Genomic DNA, 23,466 nt, shown 5'->3' on the forward strand with positions numbered 1-23,466 from the left:
CCGTGGTGTACCGCTCGGCGGCGGTCGGGCGGACACCGGAGCCGGGAGCGGGCATGACCGACAAGGTCGACTTCAAGCGGACCCTCGACTGCTACCGGGCGAAGCGCGACACGCCCGCCCTCGTCGAGGTGCCGGACCTGCGCTATCTCATGCTCGACGGCCACGGCGACCCCAACACCGCGGCCTTCGCCGAGGCGGTGTCGACGCTCTACCCCGTCGCCTACGCGCTGAAGTTCGCGAGCAGGAAGGAGCTGGGCCGCGACCACGTCGTGATGCCGCTCGAAGGCCTGTGGTGGGCCGAGGACATGGACACCTACACCGACGCCCGGGACAAGACGCGGTGGGACTGGACGCTGATGATCATGGTGCCGGACTGGACGAGCGAGGAGATGCTCGCCGCGGCCCGGGCGAAGGTCGCCGCGAAGGACCGTCCCGCCCGTCTCGGCGACGTACGCATGGAGACCCTGTCCGAGGGTCTGTGCGTCCAGGCGCTGCACATCGGGTCCTACGACGACGAGGCCGGGCTGCTCCGCCGGATGCATCACGAGTTCGTCCCCGCCCACGGCCTGACCATGACCGGGCGGCACCACGAGATCTACCTCAGCGACTCCCGCCGCGTGGAGCCGTCGAAGCTCCGGACGATCCTGCGCCAGCCCGTCGCCCCGCGTTGACGCGGCGGGCTACAGCCCCAGCAGGCGGATCGTCTCCGCGTGCCGTGACAGGCCGGCCTCGACCCATTGCGGATGCGTCGCGTACCAGCGGATCTGCTCCCGCTGCACCTGCTCCTCGCTGATCCGGCGGTCCCCGACCGTCCAGGAAAGCCGGGGTTCGGCGTCCAGCGACCGCGCCTCGATCACCGGCGCCGTCAGCGGGGAACGGATGCCGCCGAGCAGCTCCCGCCCCGGGTCGGAGGCGTCGGCCGGGGCGCCGGCCGCGGACTGGATCCGGCGGGCCAGTGCGATCAGCACGGGGTTGCCGGGGTGGTTGAGCGTGTGCGCCGCGGCGGCACCGAGGCCGTCGAGCAGGTCCGACACCCCGACGTCGGTGTCCCGGCCCTCGCGCCGGGCCAGCTCGGCGATCCCGCGGTCCCCCACCTCACGCAGGTCCCCGGGCGACGGTGCCGGGCCGGGCACACGTCCCGCGGCGGAGGCCAGTGCGCGCAGGTCGTGGTAGGGCACCCCGGGCGGGACGGCGGACGGGTCGTCCGGGTGACGCACGATCGCCGACCAGGGGTGCAGGGCCGGGTGCCGGATCACCGGCCAGCGGACGACGGAGGCTCCGGCCGGGAGGTGCGCGGCGAGGTCGCCGGTGCCGGTCGGGAGGTCGCGGTAGCCGTCGCGGACGGGCTGGCTGGCGAGCAGACGGGTGCGGGCGAGCAGCGCGTGCAGGTGTGGCAGGTCGTCGGCGGTGAGCTCGTGCACCGGCGGGATCCGGACGGCCGTCAGCGGGAACGTCGGCGACCCCGCGAGGAGCACCCGCAGCGACTCGGCCTGGCAGTTCCCGTGCACCAGCGCCACCGGCCCGTCCGGCAGGGGCGTCAGCCCGTAGAACCGCCCGAAGTGCCGCCGCCGTCCGTCGTCCATCCGCCCATGGTGACCCCGGAACGCGGAACGGGCCGCACACCCCGGGTGGGGGTGTACGGCCCGTATGTCCCTACGAGGTCGCGGTCAGGCTGCGGCAGCCTCGACCTTCGGCTTGCTCAGCTTCTCCAGCCGGCGGGTGGTGGGCCAGCGGACGTTGCTCGCCCAGCCCAGCTTCTCGAAGCCGCGGATGACGGCGGCCGAGATGTCGACCTGGCCCTTCTTCACGCCGTGGCGGGCGCAGGTCGGGTCGGCGTGGTGCAGGTTGTGCCACGACTCGCCGAACGACAGCACCGCGAGCCACCAGACGTTGGCCGACCGGTCACGGGCGGCGAAGGGGCGCTCGCCCCAGATGTGGCAGATCGAGTTGATCGACCAGGTCACGTGGTGCAGCAGCGAGACTCGGACCAGACCGGCCCAGAAGAACGCGGTGAAGGCGCCCCAGAAGGACATGGTCACCAGGCCACCGATGGCGGCGGGGAGCAGCAGGCTCACCACGACGATCGCCGGGAACAGCTTCTGCACGAGCGCGATGTCGCGGTCCTCGAGCAGGTCCGGGGTGTAGCGCTTCTGGTTGGTCACCTCCTTGGTGAACAGCCAGCCGGTGTGCGCGTGCCAGAAGCCCTTCGCCAGCCCGGCCACGTTCTCGCCGTGCAGCCACGGGCTGTGCGGGTCGCCCTCCTTGTCGGAGAACGCGTGGTGACGGCGGTGGTCGGCCGTCCAGTCGATGACGCCGCCCTGCAGCGCGAGGCTGCCGGCGACGGCGAGCGCGATCCGCAGCGGGCGCTTGGCCTTGAACGAGCCGTGCGTGAAGTAGCGGTGGAACCCGACCGTGATGCCGAGGCCGGAGGCGACGTAGAAGACGAAGGCGAGGCCGACGTCGAGCCAGCTCAGCCCCCAGCCCCAGGCGAACGGGACGGCGGCGATCAGAGCCAGCATCGGGACGGCGACGAAGATGCCGACCAGGAGGGTCTCGGCGGCGGGGGTCCTGCCGAGCGTGGTCGGTGCCTTGCCGGGGGCCGGCGCGGTGCCGGTCTGAGTGCGGGGAGGTGCGGCCTCGAGGGTCATGATTCAAGGACACCCGACTCCGGACGGGGAGACAGTGCGGTAATCCCCCCTATCCGGCCTCGGGTTGCGGCAGAAGGCGTGATGTGCGTAACCCGAACCGCTCCGGGGTGTGAGCGGCGCAACTCGACCGGCACAACTTGACCGGCGAGTAACCACTGGGCTAGTCACATGCGCGTGAAGCTCTCCACGATCCTCCCGTACGGGGACGACCCCATCCGCAACGCCGACGCCGTGACCGGGCTGGAGAAGGCGGGTCTCGACGCCATCTGGGCCGCCGAGGCCTACAGCTTCGACGCCGTCTCGCTGCTGGGCTACCTGGCCGCGCGCACCGAGCGGGTCGAGATCGGCGCCGCGATCCTGCCGATCTACAGCCGCACCCCGACCCTGACCGCGATGACGGCGGCCGGCCTGGACGCGCTGTCCGGCGGCCGGTTCAACCTGGGCCTGGGCGCGTCCGGCCCACAGGTGATCGAGGGCTTCCACGGCGTCCCCTACGACAAGCCGATCGGGCGCACCCGGGAGATCATCGAGATCTGCCGCCAGACCTGGCGCCGGGAGAAGGTGCACAGCGACGGCATCTACAAGATCCCGCTGCCGGCCGGGGAGGGCACCGGCCTCGGCAAGCCGCTGAAGCTGATCAACCACCCGAAGCGGGACTCGATCCCGATCTGGGTCGCCGCGCTCGGCGAGAAGAACCTGACGATGACCGCGGAGCTCGCCCAGGGCTGGCTGCCGCACGTCGTGCTCCCGGAGAAGATCCGCGACGTCTTCGGCGACGCCCTCGACGCCGGTTTCGCGAAGCGCGACCCGGAGCTCGGTCCGCTGCAGATCGCCGGCGGCGGCGTCTGCGCGATCGAGGAGGAGATGTTCGAGCCGGCGCGTCAGGCCGCCCGCGGCATGTACGCCCTCTACATCGGCGGCATGGGCGCGCGCGGGAAGAACTTCTACAACACGGTGTTCGCCAAGCAGGGCTACGAGGCCGAGGCGAAGCTCGTGCAGGACCTCTACCTGGACGGGAAGAAGGAGGAGGCCATGGCGGCGCTCCCCGACGACTTCATCGACAAGGTCACCCTGATCGGACCGGAGGGCCACGTCCGCGAGCGCATCGCAGCGCTGCGCGAGGCCGGCATCACCTACCTGCACGTCAACCCGATGACCCAGGACTCGCCGAAGCTGCTCTCGCGGCTGAAAGAGTGGATCTCCTAGGCGGTTCCGTGTTCCCGTACCCGTGTTGCCCGCGTACGGGTCCTGTGATGGATTGACCTGCGGGAGGAACAATGACCGTTCCGCAGGGCACCCGGGGACCGGCCCTCGACGCGATCGTCGTCGGGGCCGGTTTCTCCGGTCTGTACATGCTCCACCGGCTGCGCGGCCTCGGCCTGGACGCCGTCGTGTTGGAGTCCGGCGACGGGGTCGGCGGCACCTGGTACTGGAACCGGTACCCGGGCGCGCGCTGCGACTCCGAGAGCTGGTCCTACTCCTACTCGTTCTCCCCCGAGCTCGAGCAGGAGTGGACGTGGGCCGAGCGCTACCCGAGCCAGCCGGAGATGCTGCGCTACCTCGACCACGTCGCCGACCGGTTCGACCTGCGCCGCGACATCCGTTTCGGCACCACGGTCACCGCGGCGTCGTTCCGTGACGCCCACGGCGACTGGGAGGTCCGCACCGACACCGGTGACGTGCTCACCGCCCGGTTCCTGATCACCGCCGTGGGCTGCCTGTCCTCGGCGAACGTCCCCGACATCGACGGCCGCGCGTCGTTCGCCGGGGAGCAGCACCACACCGGGCGCTGGCCGCACGACGGCGTCGACGTCACCGGCAAGCGGGTCGGTGTGATCGGCACCGGGTCCACCGGCATCCAGGTCATCCCGAAGCTGGCCGAGCCGGCGTCGCACCTGACGGTGTTCCAGCGGACCCCGAACTTCTCCATCCCCGCGCGCAACCGTCCGCTGACCGAGGCCGACAACGCGAGCTTCAAGGCCCACTACGGCGCGATCCGGCGGCTGCAGCGCTCCTCGACCAACGGGCACCCGTACCTGATCGCCGACCGCGCGACCCTGTCGGTCCCCGACGAGGAGCGCACCCGCATCTACGAGGACGGCTGGGCCCGCGGGGGTCTGCAGTTCCGGGCCGCGTTCTCGGACATGATGGTGGACAAGGCCGCCAACGACGCGGCGTCGGACTTCCTGCGCTCGAAGATCCGCGAGGTCGTGACGGACCCGGCGACGGCGGAGAAGCTCCTCCCGTTCGACCACCCGTTCGCGGCCAAGCGCCCGCCGATCGACACCGAATACTTCGAGACCTACAACCGCGACGACGTGACGCTCGTCGACGTCCGGTCGGACCCGATCGTCGAGATCACCCCGGCCGGGATCCGCACGGAGTCGGCCGAGCACCCGCTCGACACCATCGTGTTCGCGACCGGGTTCGACGCCATGACCGGGCCGCTGCTGCGGATGGGCATCCACGGCCGCGACGGCCTGGCGCTGTCGGAGAAGTGGGCGGCCGGGCCGCGCACCTACCTCGGGCTGCAGACCGCCGGGTTCCCGAACCTGTTCACGATCACCGGGCCGGGCAGCCCGTCGGTGCTGGCGAACGTGCCGACGTGCATCGAGCAGCACGTCGACTGGATCGCCGAGGCCCTGGTGCACCTCGACGAGCGCGGCGCCACCCTCATCGAGGCCGAGCCCGACGCCGAGGACCGGTGGGTCGACCACGTCAATGCGGCCGCGGACAGGACGTTGCTGCCGCTCGCCGGGTCGTCCTGGTACCTGGGGGCGAACGTCCCCGGCAAGCCGCGGGTGTTCATGCCCTACGCCGGGGGCCTGGGCGCCTACACCCGCCTCTGCGACGACGTCGCCGCACGCGGCTACCCCGGGTTCGCCCTCAGCACCTGACCCGTCCGTCCCCGCAGGAGGAGCACCGTGTCGTCCGAGAAGAAGACCACCACGGACCTGGACGCCGTCGTCGTCGGAGCCGGGTTCGCCGGGCTCTACATGCTGCACCGGCTGCGCGGGCTGGGGATGGGCGCGCTCGTCCTCGAACGCGCGTCCGGCGTCGGCGGGACCTGGTACTGGAACCGGTACCCGGGCGCGCGCTGCGACTCCGAGAGCTACTACTACTGCTACGCCTTCTCGAAAGAGCTGGAACAGGAGTGGGAGTGGACCGAGCGCTACCCCCGCCAGCCGGAGATCAAGCGCTACCTCGACCACGTCACCGACCGCTTCGACCTGCGCCGTGACATCCGGTTCGACACGGCCGTCACGGCGGCGCGCTACGACGAGGACTCCCGGTCCTGGGCGGTGACCACGGACGCCGGCGACACCCTGACCTGCCGGTACCTGATCACCGCGGTGGGCTGCCTGTCCGCGGCGAACGTGCCCGACATCCCCGGCCTGGAGACCTTCGCCGGGCGGTGGAACCACACCGGGCGGTGGCCGCACGAGGGCGTGGACGTCACCGGCAAGCGGGTGGGCATCGTCGGCACCGGGTCCACCGGCATCCAGGCCATCCCGGTGCTCGCGGAGGACGCAGCCCACCTGACGGTGTTCCAGCGGACCGCGAACTACTCCATCCCGGCCCGCAACGGGCCGCTGAGCGCCGAGGAGTCCGCGGCCTACAAGGCGTCCTACGACGACATCCGGGCCGTGCAGGCGGCGTCGACCAACGGGCACCCGTTCGTCGTCAGCGACCGGTCCGCACTCGACGCCACCCCCGAGGAGCGGGACCGCATCTACGCAGAGGCGTGGGACCGCGGCGGGCTGCGCTTCCGGGCGTCCTTCCGCGACCTGCTCGCCGACCCCGACGCGAACGAGACCGCCTCGGAGTTCCTGCGGGACCGGATCCGCGACGTCGTCGACGACCCGGAGACCGCCGAGAAGCTGGTGCCGCGCGACCACGGTTTCGCCACCAAGCGCCCGCCGATCGACACGCACTACTTCGAGACCTACAACCGCGACGACGTGAGCCTGGTCGACGTGAAGGCGACGCCGATCGAGGAGATCGTGCCCGCCGGCGTCCGGACGTCGGAGGGCGTGATCGAGCTCGACCACCTGGTGTTCGCCACCGGGTTCGACGCGATGACCGGGCCGCTGCTCTCGTTCGAGATCACCGGCACCGGCGGCACCACGCTGCGCGAGGCCTGGGCGGCCGGGCCGCGCGGCTACCTGGGGCTGCAGGTGAGCGGGTTCCCGAACCTGTTCACCATCACCGGCCCGGGCAGCCCGTCGGTGCTGACGAACATGCCCACCACGATCGAGCAGCACGTCGACTGGATCACCGGCTGCCTGGCGCACCTGCGCGAGCACGGGGTGGACCGGATCGAGGCCGACCCCGAGGCCGAGCGGGCGTGGGGCGAGCACGTACAGGAGGCCGCGGAGGCGACGCTGCTACCGCGCGCGGCGAGCTCCTGGTACCTCGGTGCCAACGTGCCCGGCAAGCCCCGGGTGTTCATGCCCTACGCCGGCGGCTTCGCCCGCTACACCCGCACCTGCACCGACGTCGCCGAGGACGGGTACCGCGGTTTCGTGCTGGAACCGGCGCGGGCCTGAGTGCACGGCGTGCCCTGCCGGGCTGGCCCCTTCGGCCGTGTCACCCTTGCGCCGGACGGCGCAATTGGCGGGGCCGGGTCACCACGCGTATCCGGCTCGTTCCACAATGTGTGACGTCGTCCACGTGTTCCACGCCCGAGGCCGCGATCTCCGGCCGTCGGCAGGGAACCGGGTAGAGGAGGAGCGCACGTTGCTCGAGCTGGCCATCCGGACCTCCGACGAACCGATCGCACCGGGCCAGTACCGGCACACCGCGACGCACGCCTGGTGGATGGGGACGTTCTTCGCCGCCGACGACCTGCACGTCCACTACTCGGAGCACCTGCACCAGCAGTGGACCCCGGCCGACCCGGCCCAGGACTGGCTGCTCGACCGCGAGCTGACCGGCCGGATGTTCTGGCTCTCGGGCGACGGCGCGGCCGCCGTCGACGCCGGGTTCTCCCTCGCCGACCAGTTCCCGACCGGCCGCTTCCGCGCCCCCTACGGCGACTTCTACGCCGAGCTGCACGGGCACACCCCGGCCGCGCGGCCGGGGTGCTGGGTCGCGCCCACCCCGGCGTTCCTGGCCGCTCTCCCGCGCGACCCCGACGCGCTGCTGCGCCGCCTGGTCGACGACAGCCCGCCCGGACGCGGCTACACCGGCCCGTTCCAGAGCGCCGTCGACGCGCTGCGCACCTGCGCCGTCCCGGCCGAGCTGCGCTCGGTCCTCTACGCGGCGCTGCGCGAGCTGCCCGCCGTCTCGGTCGGTGAGGCCGCGAACCTCGACGGCGAGGTCCACACGGCGCTGATCCACGACGAGGGCCCGGTCCGCAGCGAGCTGCTGATCTCCCCCGTCGACGGCCAGTACGCCGGCGAGCGGGACACCGTGCGGCGCCCGGCCCGGGTCGGTCCGCCGGTCGGCACCGTCATCGCCGAGACGGCCGTGTCGACGTCGGTCGTCGACGGTCTGGGCTCGCTGCCGGGCTTCTGAGAGGGTCCGTGCCGGCGCTGAATCGTCTCCGTATCGATCCGGTGACGAGGTAGGCACGTCCTCCGTCCCTGTGTCCGTTCACGGAGGACTAACCTGGACGCCGGTCGCGACAACTTTCGAGCAGCTGATCAAGGCGGTTGACGTAGCGTGTCATCGAGCAGTACTTCCCATCAGGCGAGCGGGTTCGGCCCCAACGAGTGGCTCGTCGAGGAGATGTACCAGCGATTCCAGGACGATCCGGACGCGGTCGACCCGGCCTGGCACGAGTTCTTCGCCGACTACAGCCCTGGTGGTACCGACACCGGCAACGGCTCCTCCCCCGCGACATCCGGCACGAAGACCGCGGAGACCACCGGGACGAACAGCGGCAACGGCGTCTCCGGCGGCGTCACCAGCGGCACCGCCACCGAGGACGACAGCACCGGCGCGGACACCCCCACCGGCGACACGACCTCGGCCCCGTCGCAGCGGGCGGTGGACGACGGCAAGCGGACCACCGGCGCGTCCTCGGGCTCCGCCGCCGACGTCCCGCCCGCCCCCGTCAAGAAGGCCGAGCCCCCGGAGGGGGACGAGAAGCTGCGGCAGGCGGCACGTCCGGCTCCCGCCGCCGGCGGCAACGGCAGCGCGCCCGCCCCCAAGGGCACCGACGCCAAGCCGGCCGCGGGCAGCACCTCGAAGGCCGCCAAGCAGGCGAACGACGGCGGCGGGGTCACCACGACGCCGCTGCGCGGCGCGGCGAACGCGGTCGTCAAGAACATGACCGCGTCGCTGGAGCTGCCGACCGCGACGAGCGTGCGCGCCGTCCCGGCCAAGCTCCTGGCCGACAACCGGATCGTCATCAACAACCAGCTCAAGCGCACGCGCGGCGGGAAGCTGTCGTTCACCCACCTCATCGGCTACGCCGTGGTGCGGGCGCTGCGCGACTTCCCGACGATGAACCGGCACTTCGCCGAGACCGACGGCAAGCCGACGGTCGTCGCGCCGGAGCACGTCAACCTGGGCCTGGCGATCGACCTGCCGGGCAAGGACGGGCAGCGCTCGCTCGTCGTCGTGTCGATCAAGGGCTGCGAGAACCTGACGTTCGCGCAGTTCTGGGCCGCCTACGAGGGCATCGTCGCCAAGGCGCGCAACGGCAAGCTCGCCGCCGAGGACTTCCAGGGCACCACCCTGAGCCTGACCAACCCGGGAACGCTGGGCACGAACCACTCGGTGCCACGCCTGATGCCCGGCCAGGGCACGATCGTCGGCGTCGGGGCGATGGAGTACCCGGCCGAGTTCCAGGGCGCCAGCGAGGAGCGACTCGCGCAGCTCGGCATCAGCAAGATCATCACGCTGACCTCGACGTACGACCACCGGATCATCCAGGGCGCCGAGTCCGGCGACTTCCTGCGCCGGGTGCACCGCCTGCTCCTCGGCGACGACGGCTTCTACGACGAGATCTTCACGTCGCTGCGGGTGCCGTACGAGCCGGTCCGCTGGGTGCAGGACATCCCCGAGGGCGAGGTCGACAAGACCGCCCGGGTGCTCGAGCTGATCGAGTCCTACCGCACCCGCGGGCACCTGATGGCCGACACCGACCCGCTGAACTACCGCCAGCGCCGGCACCCCGACCTCGACGTGCTCAGCCACGGCCTGACCCTGTGGGACCTCGACCGCGAGTTCGCCGTCGGCGGCTTCGGCGGCCAGAGCCACATGAAGCTGCGCGACGTCCTGGGCCTGCTGCGCGACTCGTACTGCCGCACGATCGGCACCGAGTACATGCACATCGCCGACCCGGAGCAGCGGGCCTGGCTCGAGGAGCGGATCGAGGTCCCGCACCAGAAGCCGACCGGCAACGAGCAGAAGTACATCCTGTCCAAGCTCAACGCGGCCGAGGCGTTCGAGACGTTCCTGCAGACCAAGTACGTCGGGCAGAAGCGGTTCTCCCTCGAGGGCGGCGAGACCGTCATCCCGCTGATGGACGCCGTCCTGGACAAGGCGGCCGAGCAGGAGATGGACGAGGTCGTGGTCGGCATGCCGCACCGCGGCCGGCTCAACGTCCTGGCCAACATCGTCGGCAAGCCGATCAGCCAGATCTTCCGCGAGTTCGAGGGCAACCTCGACCCCGGCCAGGCGCACGGCTCCGGCGACGTGAAATACCACCTCGGCGCCGAGGGCAAGTACTTCCGGATGTTCGGCGACGGCGAGACGCGCGTGTCGCTGACCGCGAACCCGTCGCACCTCGAGGCCGTGGACCCGGTGCTCGAGGGCATCGTCCGGGCCAAGCAGGACATCCTCGACAAGGGCGACGGCGGCTTCACCGTCCTGCCGCTGCTGATGCACGGCGACGCCGCGTTCGCCGGCCAGGGCGTGGTCGCCGAGACGCTGAACCTGGCGCTGCTGCGCGGCTACCGCACCGGCGGCACCGTGCACGTCGTGGTGAACAACCAGGTCGGCTTCACCACCGCGCCGGAGCACGCCCGCAGCTCGCAGTACTGCACCGACGTCGCGAAGATGATCGGCGCGCCGGTCTTCCACGTGAACGGCGACGACCCCGAGGCCTGCGTGTGGGTCGCCAAGCTCGCGGTCGAGTACCGCGAGAAGTGGCACAACGACGTGGTCATCGACATGATCTGCTACCGCCGCCGCGGTCACAACGAGGGCGACGACCCCTCGATGACCCAGCCGTCGATGTACGACATCATCGACGCCAAGCGCAGCGTCCGGAAGATCTATACCGAGTCGCTGATCGGCCGTGGTGACATCACCATGGAGGAGGCAGAGCACGCGCTCAAGGACTTCTCCAACCAGCTCGAGCACGTGTTCAACGAGGTCCGCGAGCTGGAGAGGACCCCGCCGGTCGTCTCCCCCTCGGTCGAGGAGGAGCAGCGCGTCCCGGCCGACCTGGACACCTCGATCCCGCTGGAGATCATCCACCGGATCGGCGACGCGCACGGCACACTGCCCGAGGGCTTCACCGTCCACAAGCGCGTCGAGCCCGTGCTGACCAAGCGGGCGAAGATGGCCCGCGAGGGCGACGTCGACTGGGCGTTCGCCGAGCTGCTGGCGATGGGCTCGCTGGCCGTCGACGGGCGCCTGGTGCGGCTGTCCGGGCAGGACTCGCGGCGCGGCACGTTCGTGCAGCGGCACTCGGTCCTGATCGACCGGCACACCGGCGAGGAGTACTACCCGCTGCGCAACCTGGCCGAGGGCCAGGGCCGGTTCCTGCCCTACGACTCGGCGCTGTCCGAGTTCGCCGCCGTCGGCTTCGAGTACGGCTACTCGGTGGCCAACTCCGACGCGCTGGTGATGTGGGAGGGGCAGTTCGGCGACTTCGTCAACGGCGCCCAGTCGATCATCGACGAGTTCATCTCCTCCGGTGAGGCGAAGTGGGGGCAGATGTCCGACGTCGCCCTGCTGCTCCCGCACGGTCTGGAGGGCCAGGGCCCGGACCACAGCTCCGGCCGCATCGAGCGGTTCCTGCAGCTGTGCGCCGAGGGCTCGATGACGGTCGCGCTGCCGTCCGAGCCGGCGAACTACTTCCACCTGCTGCGCCAGCACACCCTCGACGGGGTGCGCCGGCCGCTGGTGGTCTTCACGCCGAAGTGGATGCTGCGCGCCAAGCAGGTCGTCAGCCCGCTGTCGGACTTCACCGGCGGCCGGTTCCGCCCGGTGATCGACGACCCGGAGTACCGCACCCAGGACGGCCCGAACGCCTCGGTCGACCGCGTGCTGTTCTGCAGCGGCAAGATCTACTGGGAGCTGGCCGCGGCGCGCGACAAGCGTCGCAAGGACGGCGACACGGCCATCGAGAACACGGCCATCGTGCGGATCGAGCAGCTCTACCCGATGCCGCTGCGCCAGATCGAGGCCGTGATGGACCGCTACCCGAACGCCTCCGACGTCCGCTGGGTCCAGGAGGAGCCGGCGAACCAGGGGTCGTGGCCCTACTACGGCCTGGAGCTGCCGCAGAAGCTGCCCGAGCGCCTGTCGGTGATCACCCGGGTCTCGCGCCGCCGGATGGCGGCCCCGGCACCCGGCTCGTCGAAGGTGCACGAGGTCGAGCAGGCCGAGCTGATCGACAAGGCCTTCTCGCGCGACTGACCCGTCTCGTCGTCGAAGCCGGTCGCGGGCACCGCCCGCGACCGGCTTCGCTACGTTGGAGGGCGTGTACTTCACCGACCGCGGTATCGAGGAGCTCGTCGACCGGCGTGGCGAGGAGCAGGTCAGCATCGAGTGGCTGGCGCTGCGCCTGCGCACGTTCGTCGACCTGAACCCGGAGTTCGAGACGGCGGTCGAGCGCCTGTCCAGCTTCCTGGCCCGCGACGACTCCGACGACCTCGAGGACTGAGGTCCTCCGCGCGGCGCCGCCTCACCCGTCCTTGGGGCGGCGGCGGAACAGGCGGCGGTCCCCCGACGCGCGGAGCGTCTCGAGGGCCTCGTCGGCGTTGTTCTCCAGCTCGTGGTGAGCGGTCGGGTCGGCCCGGAGGTCCGGTCGTGGCCGCGGCTTGCCGGGTTCGCTCGTCGACCACATCAGCGCCAGCGCGTCCTCCCAGCGCAGCTCGAACATGCCCCGGGCGAGGACGAGCGCGTCACCGGCGGCGTGCAGCTCGCGCTCGGCCGACCGCAGCTCGCCGCGCAGCTCCTCGGCCCGTGCGGCGTCGACCTCGCGGAGCTCGACGACGGCTCCGGCCAGCCGGGCGACGACGTCGCGGTACTGCTCGACGGCGCTCATCGCTGCCCACCACCCCGATCGGTCAGGATCACCAGCTGGGGACGTCCGTGGCGGGCACGGTCGAGCAGCAGGCCCCGTCCCGGCGACGCCGGCCAGTCCACCGGCGCACCACCCAGCAGCGGCGTCAGGTCGGCCCCCTGCACGCCGGTCGCCACCCACGCCCCGAGGTCGTCGATCGCCGCACCGGGTGGCGCGAGGAGGCTCTTGAGCCGCTGGGCGCCCTGCCACCACCCCAGTACGTGCACCCCGACACCGGGGCCGTGCCGCAGCACCGAGCGCAGGTCCTCCATACCGGTCCGGTCGAGCATCGTCTCCGCGACGTCGGCCCCGAAGACCACGACCGCGAGCGTCGGGTGTGCGCCGCCGGTGCTGCCCGAGGCCGCCCGGTCCCGGACGACCCCGGCGAGCTCGCCCACGCGGGCGACGAACCCGTCGGCGAACACCTTGTCGACGTCGACGGGAAGACGGGCCGCGAGGTCCTCCGCCGCCGCGACCGCCTCCGCGGCCAGCGGCACCAGCACCATGCGGGTGCCCTCCTCGGGCAGGGTCGCGGCGTAGGACTCGGCGGCGGCGCACAGCAGGGGGACGGCGACGCGCGGATCCGGGCCGATCACGCCGAGGTTGCGGCCCGGTGAGTCGCCGAGCTCGGGCGCCGCCGGGCTGCCCGCCACGTCGACGAACTGGCCGATCAGGGCGCGTGGCACACCGTCGGACGGCAGGCGTGCGGCGAGAGCGTCGTGGCCCGGGGCGCGCGCCCCGTCGAACACGACCGGCTCGGGCGTGTCCGGGAACGCCGCGAACGCGTCCGGCTGCACCTTGCGGACCTGGGGCCCGCCGACCTCCGGCACCGTGACGACCTGGTTGCCGTGCTCGACGCCGGAGTCGTGGTTGACGATCGCGTGCCAGCGCGGCAGCGTCAGCGCCGCCTCGTTCTCCTGGGCCAGGATCCGCCGCGCGCGGGGCAGGGCGACCCGCAGCACGAACTGCTCGAAGATCGCCGACCGGCCCCAGAGCGCGTCGATGCCGGAGATGTCCTGGCTGGCCAGCACGAGGTGGACGCCCTGGGAACGGCCGCGCCGGGCGACGTCCTCGAGCAGGGCGGTGGCCTCGGCGCTGACCGCGTCGCGGCCGGTGAACAGGAACTGGAACTCGTCGATGACGGCGACGATGCGCGGCAACCGGGCGCGCTCGTCGTCGATGTCGCGGTCGGCCAGCTCGGCGCGCAGCTCGGCGAGCTTGGTGGCGCCGAAGCGGCGCGCGGTCTCGGCCCGGGAGCGCATGACGGCGGCGAGGTGGCGCAGCAGCGCGAGCCCGAACTCCCGGTCGGTGTTGATGTTGACGCCGATCAGCCGGGCCTGCGGCAGCCGGTCCGTGCGGCGCCCGTCCGGATCGGGCGCGAACTGGGCGAACGAGACGCCCTCCTTGAAGTCGAGCAGGTACAGCTCGACCTCGTCCGGCCCGTAGCGCGCGGCGAGCCCGGTGATCCAGCCCAGCAGCAGGTTCGTCTTGCCCGAGCCGCTGGGCCCGCCGACGAGCGCGTGCGGCGAGTGGTCGTCGAGGCGCAGCTCGGCGTCGATGCCGTCCGCGACCCCGATCGGGGTCACCAGGCCGTCGTGCGAGCGCTCGGTCCACCGGTCGCCGTCGGCGGGCAGCAGGTCGCGGAACGCGCCGAGGCGGCCACGCCACTCCTCGTGCGCCGCGACGATCTGCTCGCAGATCCGCGTGACGGCGTCCGGGGACTGCGGGACGTCCGGCCCGACGAGCACGTGCGGCCCGGTCAGCGACGTCCGCACCGGCGCCGGGACGCCCTCGGGGTCGACTCCCGGGGGGTCGCCGAACGTCACCGTCTCGACCGGCCGGGGCAACGCCGCCGGGACGTCGAGCAGCACCAGCACGACGCCGGCCGCGATCCCGCCGCGTGCGACGCGCTGCAGCTGGCGCAGCTCCGCCTCCGGCAGCTCGCGGCCGCCGCCGACGAGCACGGCCACCATCCAGGACTCCGGACGCCGCCCGGTCCGCTGCGCCAGCTCCTTCAGCGACGAGCTGCCCTCGGCGAGCACGCGGGTCTGGACCCGGCGGATCCGGTCGGCGAGCTGGGAGAGCAGCGCCTCCAGGCGCGTCGGGTCGTGCACGGTCAGCAGGCCCGTCCGGGTCAGCGGGTAGAGCCCCGGCAGCGCGCCGGCCAGCTGCCCGACGTCCCACACGTGCACGTTCACCACGCCGGGCCGGAAGTGGCGCAGCATCCGCAACACCAGCGCCTCGACCATCGCCTCGGCCCGCTCACGCGTGGCCGGGGTCGAGACGACCTGCAGGTGCGCGCCGTCCAGCAGCGGGACGGCGACGCGGAACGGCGCGCCGCCCTCCACCGAGCCGGTGCCCAGGGCCCACATCTCGGGGACAGGCCCGACCGCCTCGACGACGCCGGCGTCCGGCGACCAGTCGCGGGGGTGGTCCCCGGCGGCACCCGGCGCGGCGGCGGAGACGATGTCGTTCAGCTCGGCCGGCGAGTCGCCCTGCCAGCGGTCGAACGCGTGCGCGCGGTCGTCGGCGACCCGGGCGAAGACGTCGGCGAACCGGGGGTTGGCCAGCACCCGGGCGAGTCCCGGATCCTGCTGTGCCGCGTCGTGCCCGGTCTCGCGCAGCCACAGCTCGGCGAGCACCTCGGCGTGCCGCCGCGCGGCCGCGTCCCGGCGCGCCTCGGCGGACCCGAGCGCGGCGGAGGCGGCCGCGTGGAACGCCGCGAACGCGCTGCGGATCCGATCGCTGCGACGGCCCATCACACGAGGTGGTCGACGGCTCTCACAGCCGGCCGGCGACGTCGTCGGCGGACTGCATCGCGATCTGGAGGGCCTGTTCGACCTCGTCGATCTTCTCCGACGCGGCGGCGAAACGGGCGCGGGCGTCGTCGGCGTCGTTCTGGGCCGTGCCGTAGATGTTCTGGGCGAAGGCGGCGCCGGCCTCCTGGATGGCCTGACGGGCGTGCCGCAGCGCGCCGAGGCTCTCGGTGGCCTGCTGGTTGGCCCGTCCGATCCCTGCGCGGATCTCGTCGATGTTCGCCATGAGGCCCTCCGTGCGAGTGCGTGCGACCTTCTCCGTCCGGCCGCCGTGTGCAACCTAGGGCGCAACCGCCGTCATCATGGTGAGCCGCGCCGTCACCGGGCGCAACGTAGCCGAGCGTGACGCGCGACGCCGTGAACGGGAGTCGTGACCGGTTCGTTCCCCGGCAGGGCCGTTCGGCCGCTTACCGTGAGGTTCCGACGACCCCGACCTGGGAGTGTGACGATGGCGTCCCCCGCCGCGCAGCCCGACACCCTCGAGCCGCCGACAGGGTCGGCGAAGATCCGGGCGATCGGGCCCGGACTGCTCGCCGCCGCGACCGGGGTCGGGGCGGGTGACCTCGTCGCGACGATGGTGGCCGGGGCCAGCTTCGGCACCGTCCTGCTGTGGGCCGCGCTCGTCGGCACGGCCGTGAAGCTCGCGCTCGGCGAGGGCGTCGGACGCTGGCACCTGGCCTCGGGCGCCACGATGCTCGACGGCTGGCGGCGGCTGGGCTACTGGGCGACGGTCTTCTTCGGCGTCTACATCGTGATCTGGGGCTTCGTCTACGGCGCGACCGCGATGTCGGCGGTCGGGCTCCCGCTCAACGCGCTGTTCGGCGGCCTGTCGGTGCGGTACTGGGGGATGATCGCCGGAGTGCTCGGCCTGGCCCTGGTGTGGGCGCAGCGCTACGAGGTCTTCGAGAAGTTCATGACCGTGCTGGTGCTCCTCAAGTTCGTCTCGGTGGTCTCGATCGCGGTCCTGGTCGGGCCGGACCTGGGCTCGCTGTTCTCCGGGCTGGTGCCGCGGCTGCCGTCCGGGTCGACGGTCTACGTGCTCGGGCTGATCGGCGGTGTGGGCGGCACGATCACGATGGCGTCCTACGGGTACTGGCTCTTCGCGAAGGGCTGGAAGGGCCCGCGCTGGCTGTCGATGATGCGCCTCGACAACGCCGTCGGGTACATCATGACCGGCATCTTCGTGGTGTCGATGCTGATCGTCGGGTCCACGATCCTGCTCGGGCAGGACCTCACCGAGTCCGACTCCGGCCTGCTCGTGCTCGGTGACCGGCTCGCCGAGCTGTACGGCCAGCCCGCGCGGATCCTGTTCCTGGTCGGTTTCCTGGCCGTCACGCTGACGTCGTTGCTGGGGGTCTGGAACGGCGTCTCGCTGCTGTTCACCGACTGGACCCGGACGATCCGCCTGCCGCACGGGCGCAAGGCCGACGTCGGCGCCGACGCGGCCACCCCGAACGCGATCGTGCCCGGCGAGTCCGTGCCCGAGCGCACCGGCGACGGCCCGGGACGGCCGAGCGCCTACGAGGCACGGGCTGCGGAGAAGAGCCTTCCGTTCCGCGGGTACCTGCTGTGGCTGACGTTCCCGCCGATGCTGCTCCTGCTCTTCGACAAGCCGTTCGGGCTCACGCTCGTCTACGGCGTGCTGGGCTCGTTCTTCATGCCGTTCCTGGCCATCACGCTGCTGCTCCTGCTGAACACCAAGCGGGTGGTGGCCGAGGGCCGCTCCGGGTGGCTGTCGAACGCGATCCTGGGCATCTCGTCGGTGCTGTTCCTGGCCCTGCTGGTGACCGACGTCCAGCAGCGGCTGTTCTGAGTCCCGCCCCGGGCCCGTGATCGGCGGCCGGGTCCCGATCGCGGCCACCGGTGGCCGCGATCGGTGCCGGGACGCCGATCACGGGCCGGGGTCGGCCTCGCAGGCCCGCAGGTGGTCCGCCAGCCGGCCGGCCGCGGTGAGCATGGCGCGGGCACGGGCGTCGAGGCGCGCCCGCCAGTCGTCGAGCGACGCGGCGAGGGGCTCCGGTCCCCCGGCCCGCCGGACCTGGTCGACGACGACGGCGATGTGGGCGAGCGGATAGCCGCCGCGGCGCAGCAGGTGCGCCAGTTCCGCGTCGCGGACGTCGTCGGCGGAGTAGCGGCGGCTACCGCCACCCTCCCGGTCCGGGACGAGGATCCCGGCGCGCTCCCACGCCCGCAGCGTCGCCGGGACCACGCTCAGCCGGTGCGCCAGCGCGCCGATCGGGATCAGCCGCTGCGGGCGCTCCGCCGCCGGGCGGGCCGGTACCGACGGGCGGGCCGGTACCGACGGGCGGGCCGGTACCGACGGACGGGCCGGTACCGACGGACGGGCCAGGGCGCCCACGGCCTTCTCGACGGCGTCGAGGGTCTCCCGGTCGCGCAGCAGCCGTACGTGGCTCTCGTCGATCGCCCGCAGCGCGGCCGCCCGGTCACCGCGGCCGACCGCCCGCATCACCTCGGATCCGGTCGCGTGCCCGTGCGCGGCGACGAGGGCGACATGCGCGCGCAACGCGACCGCGTGCCGCTCGGTGTAGACGCGGTAGCCGCTCGGAGTGCGCCGGGCCGGGGGCAGGACGGCGTCGCGCTCGTAGTTGCGGACCGCCTGGGCCGACAGGCCGTGCTCCCGGGCGAGGTCGACCGGGCGGTACTGCCCATTACCTCCGGTTTGAGACTTCACCATGCTTCTCCTGCAGGTTCGGCGGAAAACCTTCACCGGGTCGTTCAAGGATACGATGAACGCCCATGACCTCCTCGTTCCCGGCCCCGAATCGCGTCCCCTCCTTCGGCTTCGACGACGACACCGCCCTCGCCGCGGCACTGGACGCGCTGCTGGATCCCACCCCGGACCTGCTCGCCCTCGGGGAGCCGACGCACGGCGAACCCGCGCTGCCGACCATGCGCAACCGGCTGTTCGCGCTGCTGGCCGAGCGGGGTTTCGGCTCGATCGCGCTGGAGACCGACGCCGTCGCCGCGCTCGAGGTGGACGCGTACGTGCGCGGCGGGACGGGCACGCTCGACGCGGTGATGGCGTCCGGGTTCACCCACGGGTTCGGTGAGCTCCCGGCCAACCGGGAGCTGGTGGCCTGGATGCGCGCCCACAACGACACGCTGCCCCCGGCCCGGCGCCTGGCCTTCCACGGCGTCGACGCCCCGACCGAGGCGGACCTCATCCCCAGCCCCCGCCCCTACCTCACCCACCTGCACCGCTACCTGTTCGACCACCTGGATCCCGCGGAGCTGCCCCGCGACGCCGCGACACGAGAGCAGGGCGGGCTCGACCGGCTGCTCGGCGACGACGACCGCTGGTCCGACCGGGCCGCCCTGTACGACGCCGCGGTCTCGATCGGGGGCTCCCCCGAGGCCCGCGCGCTGCGGGTGCTCACCGACGACCTGATGACCGCACTGCACACCGGCGCACCCCGGCTGGTCGCGGCCACCTCGCCGGAGGACTGGCACGCGGCCGCCGTGCACGGTCGCTCCGCGCTGGGCCTGCTCCGCATCCACGCGCACGCCGCCGACCCCGGCCGCGGTCCCGGGGAGCGCCTGTCGCGGCTGCTGGGGATCCGGAGCGCGCTGATGGCCGAGCACCTGCACGCCGTCCGCGCCCGTGAACGGCACCGCGGACCGACGTTCGTCTTCGCGCAGAACGCGCACCTCCTGCGCCACCCGGCCCGGTGGGCGATCCCCGGGATGGACGTCGAGTGGTCCGGCGCGGGCGCGATCGTCGCCGCGGTCGGCGTCGAGCGCTGCACCGTCGTCGCGGGCAGCCTGGGCGCGAGCAGCGTCAACGGGCTCCCGGCACCGGCGCCGTCGACGTTCGAGGGGGCGCTGGAACGGGTCGCCGGCGGGAGCGCGCTGCTGCCCACCAGCCAGGTCCCCCGCGACGGCCTGCACACCCGGACCGACGCGAGCGGCGACCGCGGCTACGCCCCGCTGTCGGCGGAGAACCTCGACCACGCCGACGCCGTCCTGCACGTGGCGACCTCACCGGGCGCCCCGCTCACGACCACGGCACCGCCCACCGACGCCGACCTCGCGGCCCGGATCCTGCGCGATCTGCCCGGCATCACGCACCTGCGGGTCGGCGAGGACCACGAGGCGGCGGCGCACAGCATGGGCGACTGGTTCTTCTCCGTCGACGGGGCGCGGATGCCGTTCGCGACGATCGTCGTCCACGACACACCGGGGTTCGACGAGCGATCAGCCCTGCACCGGCCGGGGGTGTTCCGCCTCAACATCGGGGTCGGGCGCGAGGAGTTCGAGGCCCTGTTCGGCACCCCGCCGGCCGAGCTCGAGCAGTGCCGACCGGACGTCTCCGTCCTGGACCGGATCGTCCCGCACCCGGCCTACGGACGTCAGGGATGGGTCGCCGTCCTCAACCCCACCGACGCGACGCTGCCCGAGATCGACCGGCTGCTCGCCCTGGCGCACGGGCGCCGTTCCCCGCAGTGATCGATCTGTGGGAGACGATCGGTGCCGTCGGTGGCACCGATCGTCACACTCCGATCGATCATGGAAGACCGACACGGGGATACGCCGCACCCGTCCTCGCGGGCGCCTTGCCCGCGCTCAGCCGGACAGCGCGTCCCCGGTGCGGACCGTGCCGCCGGTGAGGACACGGGCGTAGAGACCGGCGCACGGCAGGACGCCGAAGCCCTCCACCTCGACCCGGTTCAGTGTCATCAGCGGGCGCAGGGACTGCGGCGAGCGCGGCAGGTCACCGTGCTCCAGGGTCGGGACCGAGCAGCGCGGGGTAGGCAGCGCACCGGCCAGGCGGACCCCGCCGACGGTGAACTCACGGCCGACCCACTCGTTCTCCGAGAACGCCGGGTGTCCCGGCGGGGTGGCGATCACCAGGTTCGGCCGGTAGCGCAGCGCCTCCACGCCGAGGGCGTCGAGCGTGGCGGTGGTGATCAGGTGGATCGGCGAGTGGTCGACGAACCGTCCGCCCGGAGTGCCCTGGGCGATCTCCAGGATCGCGGCCTCGACGTCGGCGTCGAGACCGTGCGAGAGCACGTCCTCCGGGTCCGGGCGCTCGACCGACGCCCCGTCGGCGCGCTCGGCGGCCATCCGGACGTCGCGTCCGAGCAGGGCCGACAGCGCCTCGTCGGCCTCGCCCGCCGGCAGGCCGCGGCCGTCGGGCAACGTGACGGTGACGCCGTCGCGGCCGGACTCGGCTCGGCACTTGAGCAGGTCCCGGTACCAGCGGGGCTGCTTGGCCGTGGCGACCCGGCCGGTCGCGGTGTCGAGCAGCGCCAGCCCGCGGTCCCCGACGACGCCGTGCTCGTCGAGCTCGAGGGCGTCGACGTCCTCGCCGAGCATCGACTTCACCGGGTAGCGGTGCAGCGACGCCACCGATCCGACGATCTCCGCGGCCATCGCGGTCACCTCCACCTGTGTGTGCGGACCGAGCCTACGGTGCGTTCCCGGCCAGCCCGTTGCGCGCGAGCCAGTCGGCGGCGACCGTGCGCAGCGCCGGCTTGTCCGGCCCGGCCGCCTCGGTGTTGACCGCCAGCAGCTCCTCGGTGGTGAGCTTCGCCGAGACCCGGTCCAGCACGCCGGTGACCTGCGGGGTCGCCTTGCGCTTCACCATCACCGGGACGATGTTCTGGGCGGCGAAGTTCTCCTTCGGGTCCTCCAGCACGACCAGCCCGTTCTGGGCGACGGCCGGGTCGGTGGTGAACAGGTCGGCGGCCTGGACGTCCCCGTCGACGAGCGCGGTCACGGTCAGCACGCCACCGGCGTCGAGCGACCGGTAGGACTTGAACGCGCAGTCGTAGTTCTCGCGCAGGGCGGGGATGCCGTCCGGGCGGGTCTGGAACTCCGGGGACCCGCCGAACACGATGTCCTTGCAGTGCGGCGTCAGGTCGTCGAGCGAGCGCAGGCGCAGCCGGTCCGCGGTCTCCCGGGTGACCATCACGGCGTCCTTGTCCTGGGCCGGCGACATCGCCCCGGCGACCAGCTCCGGGGGCAGCACCTTCTGCAGCGCGGCGTAGACCTCGGCGGAGCGGCGCTGCTGGGCGCTCTCGTCGAGGTACTGCAGCAACGCGCCGCTGTAGTCGGGGATCAGGTCCACCGAGCCGTCCTGCAGCGCCGGGAAGTAGGCCTCCCGCGAGCCGATCGCCACCGGCTCCTCGACCTGCACACCGGCGCCCTGCAGGGCCTGGGAGTAGATCTCGGCGACGAGCTGGCTCTCGGTGAAGTTCCCGGACCCCATCGCGATCACGTTCGGGTCGGACTCGGACCCGCCGCCGGAGAGCGGATCGCCCCCGCAGGCGGTCAGGCCCAGCACCGCGACCAGCAGAAGCGCGAGCAGACGCCTCATCGATCTCCCTCGCTCAGGCCGCACGGGAGGCCCCGGTGTCCGCGCCGCCCCGGATCAGCCGCAGCCGCCCCGGCTTCGACGCCGCGGAGCGCTCCTGCAGCCCCGGCGAGACGAGCAGCTTCTGCAGGCCGCCGAGCACGACGTCGGCGACGATCGCGAGCAGTGCGACCAGGATCGAGCCACCGATCATCTGCGGGAAGTCGCGCTGGGACAGGCCGTCGAGGATGAACCGGCCGAGCCCGCCCAGACCGACGTAGGCCGCGATCGTCGCCGTCGAGATGATCTGCAGCAGCGCACTGCGCACCCCGCCGATGATCAGCGGCAGGGCGTTGGGCAGCTCGACCTTGAACAGCACCTCACGTCCGCGCATGCCCATGCCCTTGGCCGCGTCCACGATCTGCGGGTCGACGTTGGCCACGCCGGAGTAGGTACCGGCCAGCAGCGGCGGGACGGCGAGGATCACGAGCGCGATCAGGGGTCCGAGCAGGCCCAGCCCGACCGCGAGGAACAGCAGCACCAGCAGGCCCAGGGTGGGCAGGGCGCGCAGGGCGTTGGCGATCCCGACGACGAGGAACCCGCCGCGGCCGGAGTGCCCGATCCAGGCCCCCAGCGGCAACGCGATCACCAGGGCGATGACCAGCGTCAGCGCGGTATAGCCCAGGTGCTCGACCAGTCGCTGCGCGATGCCCGGGTTATCCGCGCCGCCGGCCCAGTTCTCGGCGCTGAACAGCCAGCTCAGATACGTCATGACGCCGTCCCTGCGGTGCGGCGTGTGCGGGCGGGCCGGTCCCACGGGGTCAGGGCGCGCCCGGCGAGGAGCAGCAGGCCGTCGACGACGATCGCCAGCAGGAGCACCAGCACGATGCCGGAGATCGTCTCCTGCGGGATCTCCCGCTGGAACCCTTCGGTGAACATCTTGCCCAGGCCGCCGAAGCCGATCACCGAGCCGACGGTCACGAGGCTGATCGAGCTGACCGCGGCCACCCGCAGCCCGGCCAGGATGACCGGCACGGCCAGCGGCAGCTCGACGGTGAGGAAGCGCCGTCCCGGCCGGTAGCCCATCGCCGTGGCGGAGTTGACCACGGTCGACGGGATCGAGTTCAGCGCGTCGGCGACGGTGCGCACCAGCAGCGCCAGCACGTACACCGACAGCGCCACGATCACGTTGAGCGGGTCGAGGATCCGGGTGCCGATGATCGGCGGCAGGAACACGAACAGCGCCAGCGACGGCAGCGTGTAGAGGAACCCGGCGATGTTGAGCGTCAGCGAGCGGCCGATCCGGGTGCGGTTGGCCAGCCAGCCCAGCGGCACCGCGAGCACCAGCCCGATCAGCACCGGGACCAGCGAGAACACGATGTGCTGGCCGGTCAGCTCCAGCACCAGCGAGGAGTTGCGGAAGACCCAGTCCAT

Annotated in this window: 19 protein-coding genes; 9 read left to right on the forward strand and 10 right to left on the reverse strand. The window is 72.5% G+C overall.

Annotated elements, in window-relative coordinates; genetic code table 11:
• Positions 1–53: 53 nt before the first annotated feature.
• Positions 54–671: a GyrI-like domain-containing protein gene (locus tag EV383_RS24845; RefSeq protein WP_130292165.1), complete on the forward strand. Its 618-nt coding sequence runs from the start codon at positions 54–56 to the stop codon at positions 669–671.
• Between the two features lie 9 nt (positions 672–680).
• On the opposite strand, the gene EV383_RS24850 is transcribed toward EV383_RS24845, so the two are convergent.
• Entirely contained in the window at positions 681–1,583 is a 903-nt protein-coding gene (locus EV383_RS24850; protein WP_130292166.1) for a WcbI family polysaccharide biosynthesis putative acetyltransferase, read from the reverse strand.
• 84 nt (positions 1,584–1,667) lie between these two features.
• On the reverse strand, positions 1,668–2,648 hold the full coding sequence (locus tag EV383_RS24855) for an acyl-CoA desaturase (protein WP_130292167.1): 981 nt from the start codon (positions 2,646–2,648) through the stop codon (positions 1,668–1,670).
• Between the two features lie 174 nt (positions 2,649–2,822).
• Between EV383_RS24855 and EV383_RS24860 the strand changes: the two genes are divergently transcribed.
• The 6 genes from EV383_RS24860 (at position 2,823) to EV383_RS24885 (ending at position 12,498) form a co-directional block, all read left to right on the forward strand.
• Positions 2,823–3,854: an LLM class F420-dependent oxidoreductase gene (locus EV383_RS24860; protein ID WP_423213663.1), complete on the forward strand. Its 1,032-nt coding sequence runs from the start codon at positions 2,823–2,825 to the stop codon at positions 3,852–3,854.
• 71 nt (positions 3,855–3,925) lie between these two features.
• Complete coding sequence (locus EV383_RS24865; protein ID WP_130292169.1) at positions 3,926–5,545, forward strand: flavin-containing monooxygenase; 1,620 nt, start codon at positions 3,926–3,928, stop codon at positions 5,543–5,545.
• A gap of 27 nt (positions 5,546–5,572) precedes the next feature.
• Positions 5,573–7,198 (forward strand): flavin-containing monooxygenase, encoded by a 1,626-nt coding sequence (locus EV383_RS24870; RefSeq protein ID WP_242623297.1) that lies wholly within the window; start codon positions 5,573–5,575, stop codon positions 7,196–7,198.
• Positions 7,199–7,388: 190 nt separating this feature from the next.
• Entirely contained in the window at positions 7,389–8,168 is a 780-nt protein-coding gene (locus tag EV383_RS24875; RefSeq protein WP_130292170.1) for a hypothetical protein, read from the forward strand.
• Between the two features lie 213 nt (positions 8,169–8,381).
• A complete protein-coding gene (locus EV383_RS24880; RefSeq protein ID WP_242623298.1) occupies positions 8,382–12,251 on the forward strand; it encodes a multifunctional oxoglutarate decarboxylase/oxoglutarate dehydrogenase thiamine pyrophosphate-binding subunit/dihydrolipoyllysine-residue succinyltransferase subunit in 3,870 nt (1,289 codons plus the stop codon).
• 64 nt (positions 12,252–12,315) lie between these two features.
• On the forward strand, positions 12,316–12,498 hold the full coding sequence (locus EV383_RS24885; RefSeq protein WP_130292172.1) for a DUF6104 family protein: 183 nt from the start codon (positions 12,316–12,318) through the stop codon (positions 12,496–12,498).
• A gap of 21 nt (positions 12,499–12,519) precedes the next feature.
• Here EV383_RS24885 and EV383_RS31430 read toward each other — a convergent pair whose 3' ends face one another.
• From EV383_RS31430 to EV383_RS24900, 3 genes are read right to left on the reverse strand one after another with little or no spacing between them, the layout of a single operon-like run.
• A complete protein-coding gene (locus EV383_RS31430; RefSeq protein ID WP_165438496.1) occupies positions 12,520–12,882 on the reverse strand; it encodes a hypothetical protein in 363 nt (120 codons plus the stop codon).
• Positions 12,879–15,659: an FtsK/SpoIIIE domain-containing protein gene (locus EV383_RS24895; protein ID WP_130292174.1), complete on the reverse strand. Its 2,781-nt coding sequence runs from the start codon at positions 15,657–15,659 to the stop codon at positions 12,879–12,881. The genes EV383_RS31430 and EV383_RS24895 overlap by 4 nt, the downstream gene beginning before the upstream one ends.
• A 22-nt stretch (positions 15,660–15,681) precedes the next feature.
• Positions 15,682–15,942, reverse strand: a complete 261-nt coding sequence (locus EV383_RS24900) for a hypothetical protein (RefSeq protein WP_130292175.1) — start codon at positions 15,940–15,942, stop codon at positions 15,682–15,684.
• Positions 15,943–16,164: 222 nt separating this feature from the next.
• Here EV383_RS24900 and EV383_RS24905 point away from each other — a divergent pair, with 222 nt between their 5' ends.
• On the forward strand, positions 16,165–17,529 hold the full coding sequence (locus tag EV383_RS24905) for an Nramp family divalent metal transporter (protein ID WP_130292176.1): 1,365 nt from the start codon (positions 16,165–16,167) through the stop codon (positions 17,527–17,529).
• 78 nt (positions 17,530–17,607) lie between these two features.
• Here the strand turns inward: EV383_RS24905 and EV383_RS24910 are convergent, their stop codons facing one another.
• Complete coding sequence (locus tag EV383_RS24910; protein WP_130292177.1) at positions 17,608–18,411, reverse strand: MerR family transcriptional regulator; 804 nt, start codon at positions 18,409–18,411, stop codon at positions 17,608–17,610.
• Between the two features lie 62 nt (positions 18,412–18,473).
• On the opposite strand from EV383_RS24910, the gene EV383_RS24915 reads away from it, so the two are divergent.
• Entirely contained in the window at positions 18,474–20,183 is a 1,710-nt protein-coding gene (locus EV383_RS24915) for a DUF6194 family protein (protein ID WP_130292178.1), read from the forward strand.
• A 117-nt stretch (positions 20,184–20,300) separates the two neighbouring features.
• Here the strand turns inward: EV383_RS24915 and EV383_RS24920 are convergent, their stop codons facing one another.
• The 4 genes from EV383_RS24920 to EV383_RS24935 are packed head-to-tail and all read right to left on the reverse strand — an operon-like array spanning position 20,301 to position 23,466.
• Positions 20,301–21,110, reverse strand: coding sequence for an MOSC domain-containing protein (locus tag EV383_RS24920; RefSeq protein ID WP_130292179.1), 810 nt, complete (start codon positions 21,108–21,110; stop codon positions 20,301–20,303).
• 34 nt (positions 21,111–21,144) lie between these two features.
• Complete coding sequence (locus EV383_RS24925; RefSeq protein ID WP_130292180.1) at positions 21,145–22,056, reverse strand: ABC transporter substrate-binding protein; 912 nt, start codon at positions 22,054–22,056, stop codon at positions 21,145–21,147.
• Positions 22,057–22,069: 13 nt separating this feature from the next.
• Positions 22,070–22,804, reverse strand: coding sequence for an ABC transporter permease (locus EV383_RS24930; RefSeq protein ID WP_130292181.1), 735 nt, complete (start codon positions 22,802–22,804; stop codon positions 22,070–22,072).
• Positions 22,801–23,466, reverse strand: a complete 666-nt coding sequence (locus tag EV383_RS24935; RefSeq protein WP_130292182.1) for an ABC transporter permease — start codon at positions 23,464–23,466, stop codon at positions 22,801–22,803. Before EV383_RS24935 ends, EV383_RS24930 begins: the two co-directional genes overlap by 4 nt.

The organism is Pseudonocardia sediminis (assembly GCF_004217185.1).
GTDB lineage: Bacteria > Actinomycetota > Actinomycetes > Mycobacteriales > Pseudonocardiaceae > Pseudonocardia > Pseudonocardia sediminis.

What these genes read in the sequence shown, in the direction of transcription:
- EV383_RS24925 (WP_130292180.1), bottom strand. Translation starts at nt 22,056, where the DNA reads ATGAGGCGTCTGCTCGCGCTTCTGCTGGTCGCGGTGCTGGGCCTGACC.
- EV383_RS24895 (WP_130292174.1), bottom strand. Translation starts at nt 15,659, where the DNA reads ATGGGCCGTCGCAGCGATCGGATCCGCAGCGCGTTCGCGGCGTTCCAC.
- EV383_RS24915 (WP_130292178.1), top strand. Translation starts at nt 18,474, where the DNA reads ATGACCTCCTCGTTCCCGGCCCCGAATCGCGTCCCCTCCTTCGGCTTC.
- EV383_RS24920 (WP_130292179.1), bottom strand. Translation starts at nt 21,110, where the DNA reads ATGGCCGCGGAGATCGTCGGATCGGTGGCGTCGCTGCACCGCTACCCG.
- EV383_RS24900 (WP_130292175.1), bottom strand. Translation starts at nt 15,942, where the DNA reads ATGGCGAACATCGACGAGATCCGCGCAGGGATCGGACGGGCCAACCAG.
- EV383_RS24865 (WP_130292169.1), top strand. Translation starts at nt 3,926, where the DNA reads ATGACCGTTCCGCAGGGCACCCGGGGACCGGCCCTCGACGCGATCGTC.
- EV383_RS24850 (WP_130292166.1), bottom strand. Translation starts at nt 1,583, where the DNA reads ATGGACGACGGACGGCGGCGGCACTTCGGGCGGTTCTACGGGCTGACG.
- EV383_RS31430 (WP_165438496.1), bottom strand. Translation starts at nt 12,882, where the DNA reads ATGAGCGCCGTCGAGCAGTACCGCGACGTCGTCGCCCGGCTGGCCGGA.
- EV383_RS24845 (WP_130292165.1), top strand. Translation starts at nt 54, where the DNA reads ATGACCGACAAGGTCGACTTCAAGCGGACCCTCGACTGCTACCGGGCG.
- EV383_RS24935 (WP_130292182.1), bottom strand. Translation starts at nt 23,466, where the DNA reads ATGGACTGGGTCTTCCGCAACTCCTCGCTGGTGCTGGAGCTGACCGGC.
- EV383_RS24855 (WP_130292167.1), bottom strand. Translation starts at nt 2,648, where the DNA reads ATGACCCTCGAGGCCGCACCTCCCCGCACTCAGACCGGCACCGCGCCG.
- EV383_RS24910 (WP_130292177.1), bottom strand. Translation starts at nt 18,411, where the DNA reads ATGGTGAAGTCTCAAACCGGAGGTAATGGGCAGTACCGCCCGGTCGAC.
- EV383_RS24880 (WP_242623298.1), top strand. Translation starts at nt 8,382, where the DNA reads ATGTACCAGCGATTCCAGGACGATCCGGACGCGGTCGACCCGGCCTGG.
- EV383_RS24930 (WP_130292181.1), bottom strand. Translation starts at nt 22,804, where the DNA reads ATGACGTATCTGAGCTGGCTGTTCAGCGCCGAGAACTGGGCCGGCGGC.
- EV383_RS24905 (WP_130292176.1), top strand. Translation starts at nt 16,165, where the DNA reads ATGGCGTCCCCCGCCGCGCAGCCCGACACCCTCGAGCCGCCGACAGGG.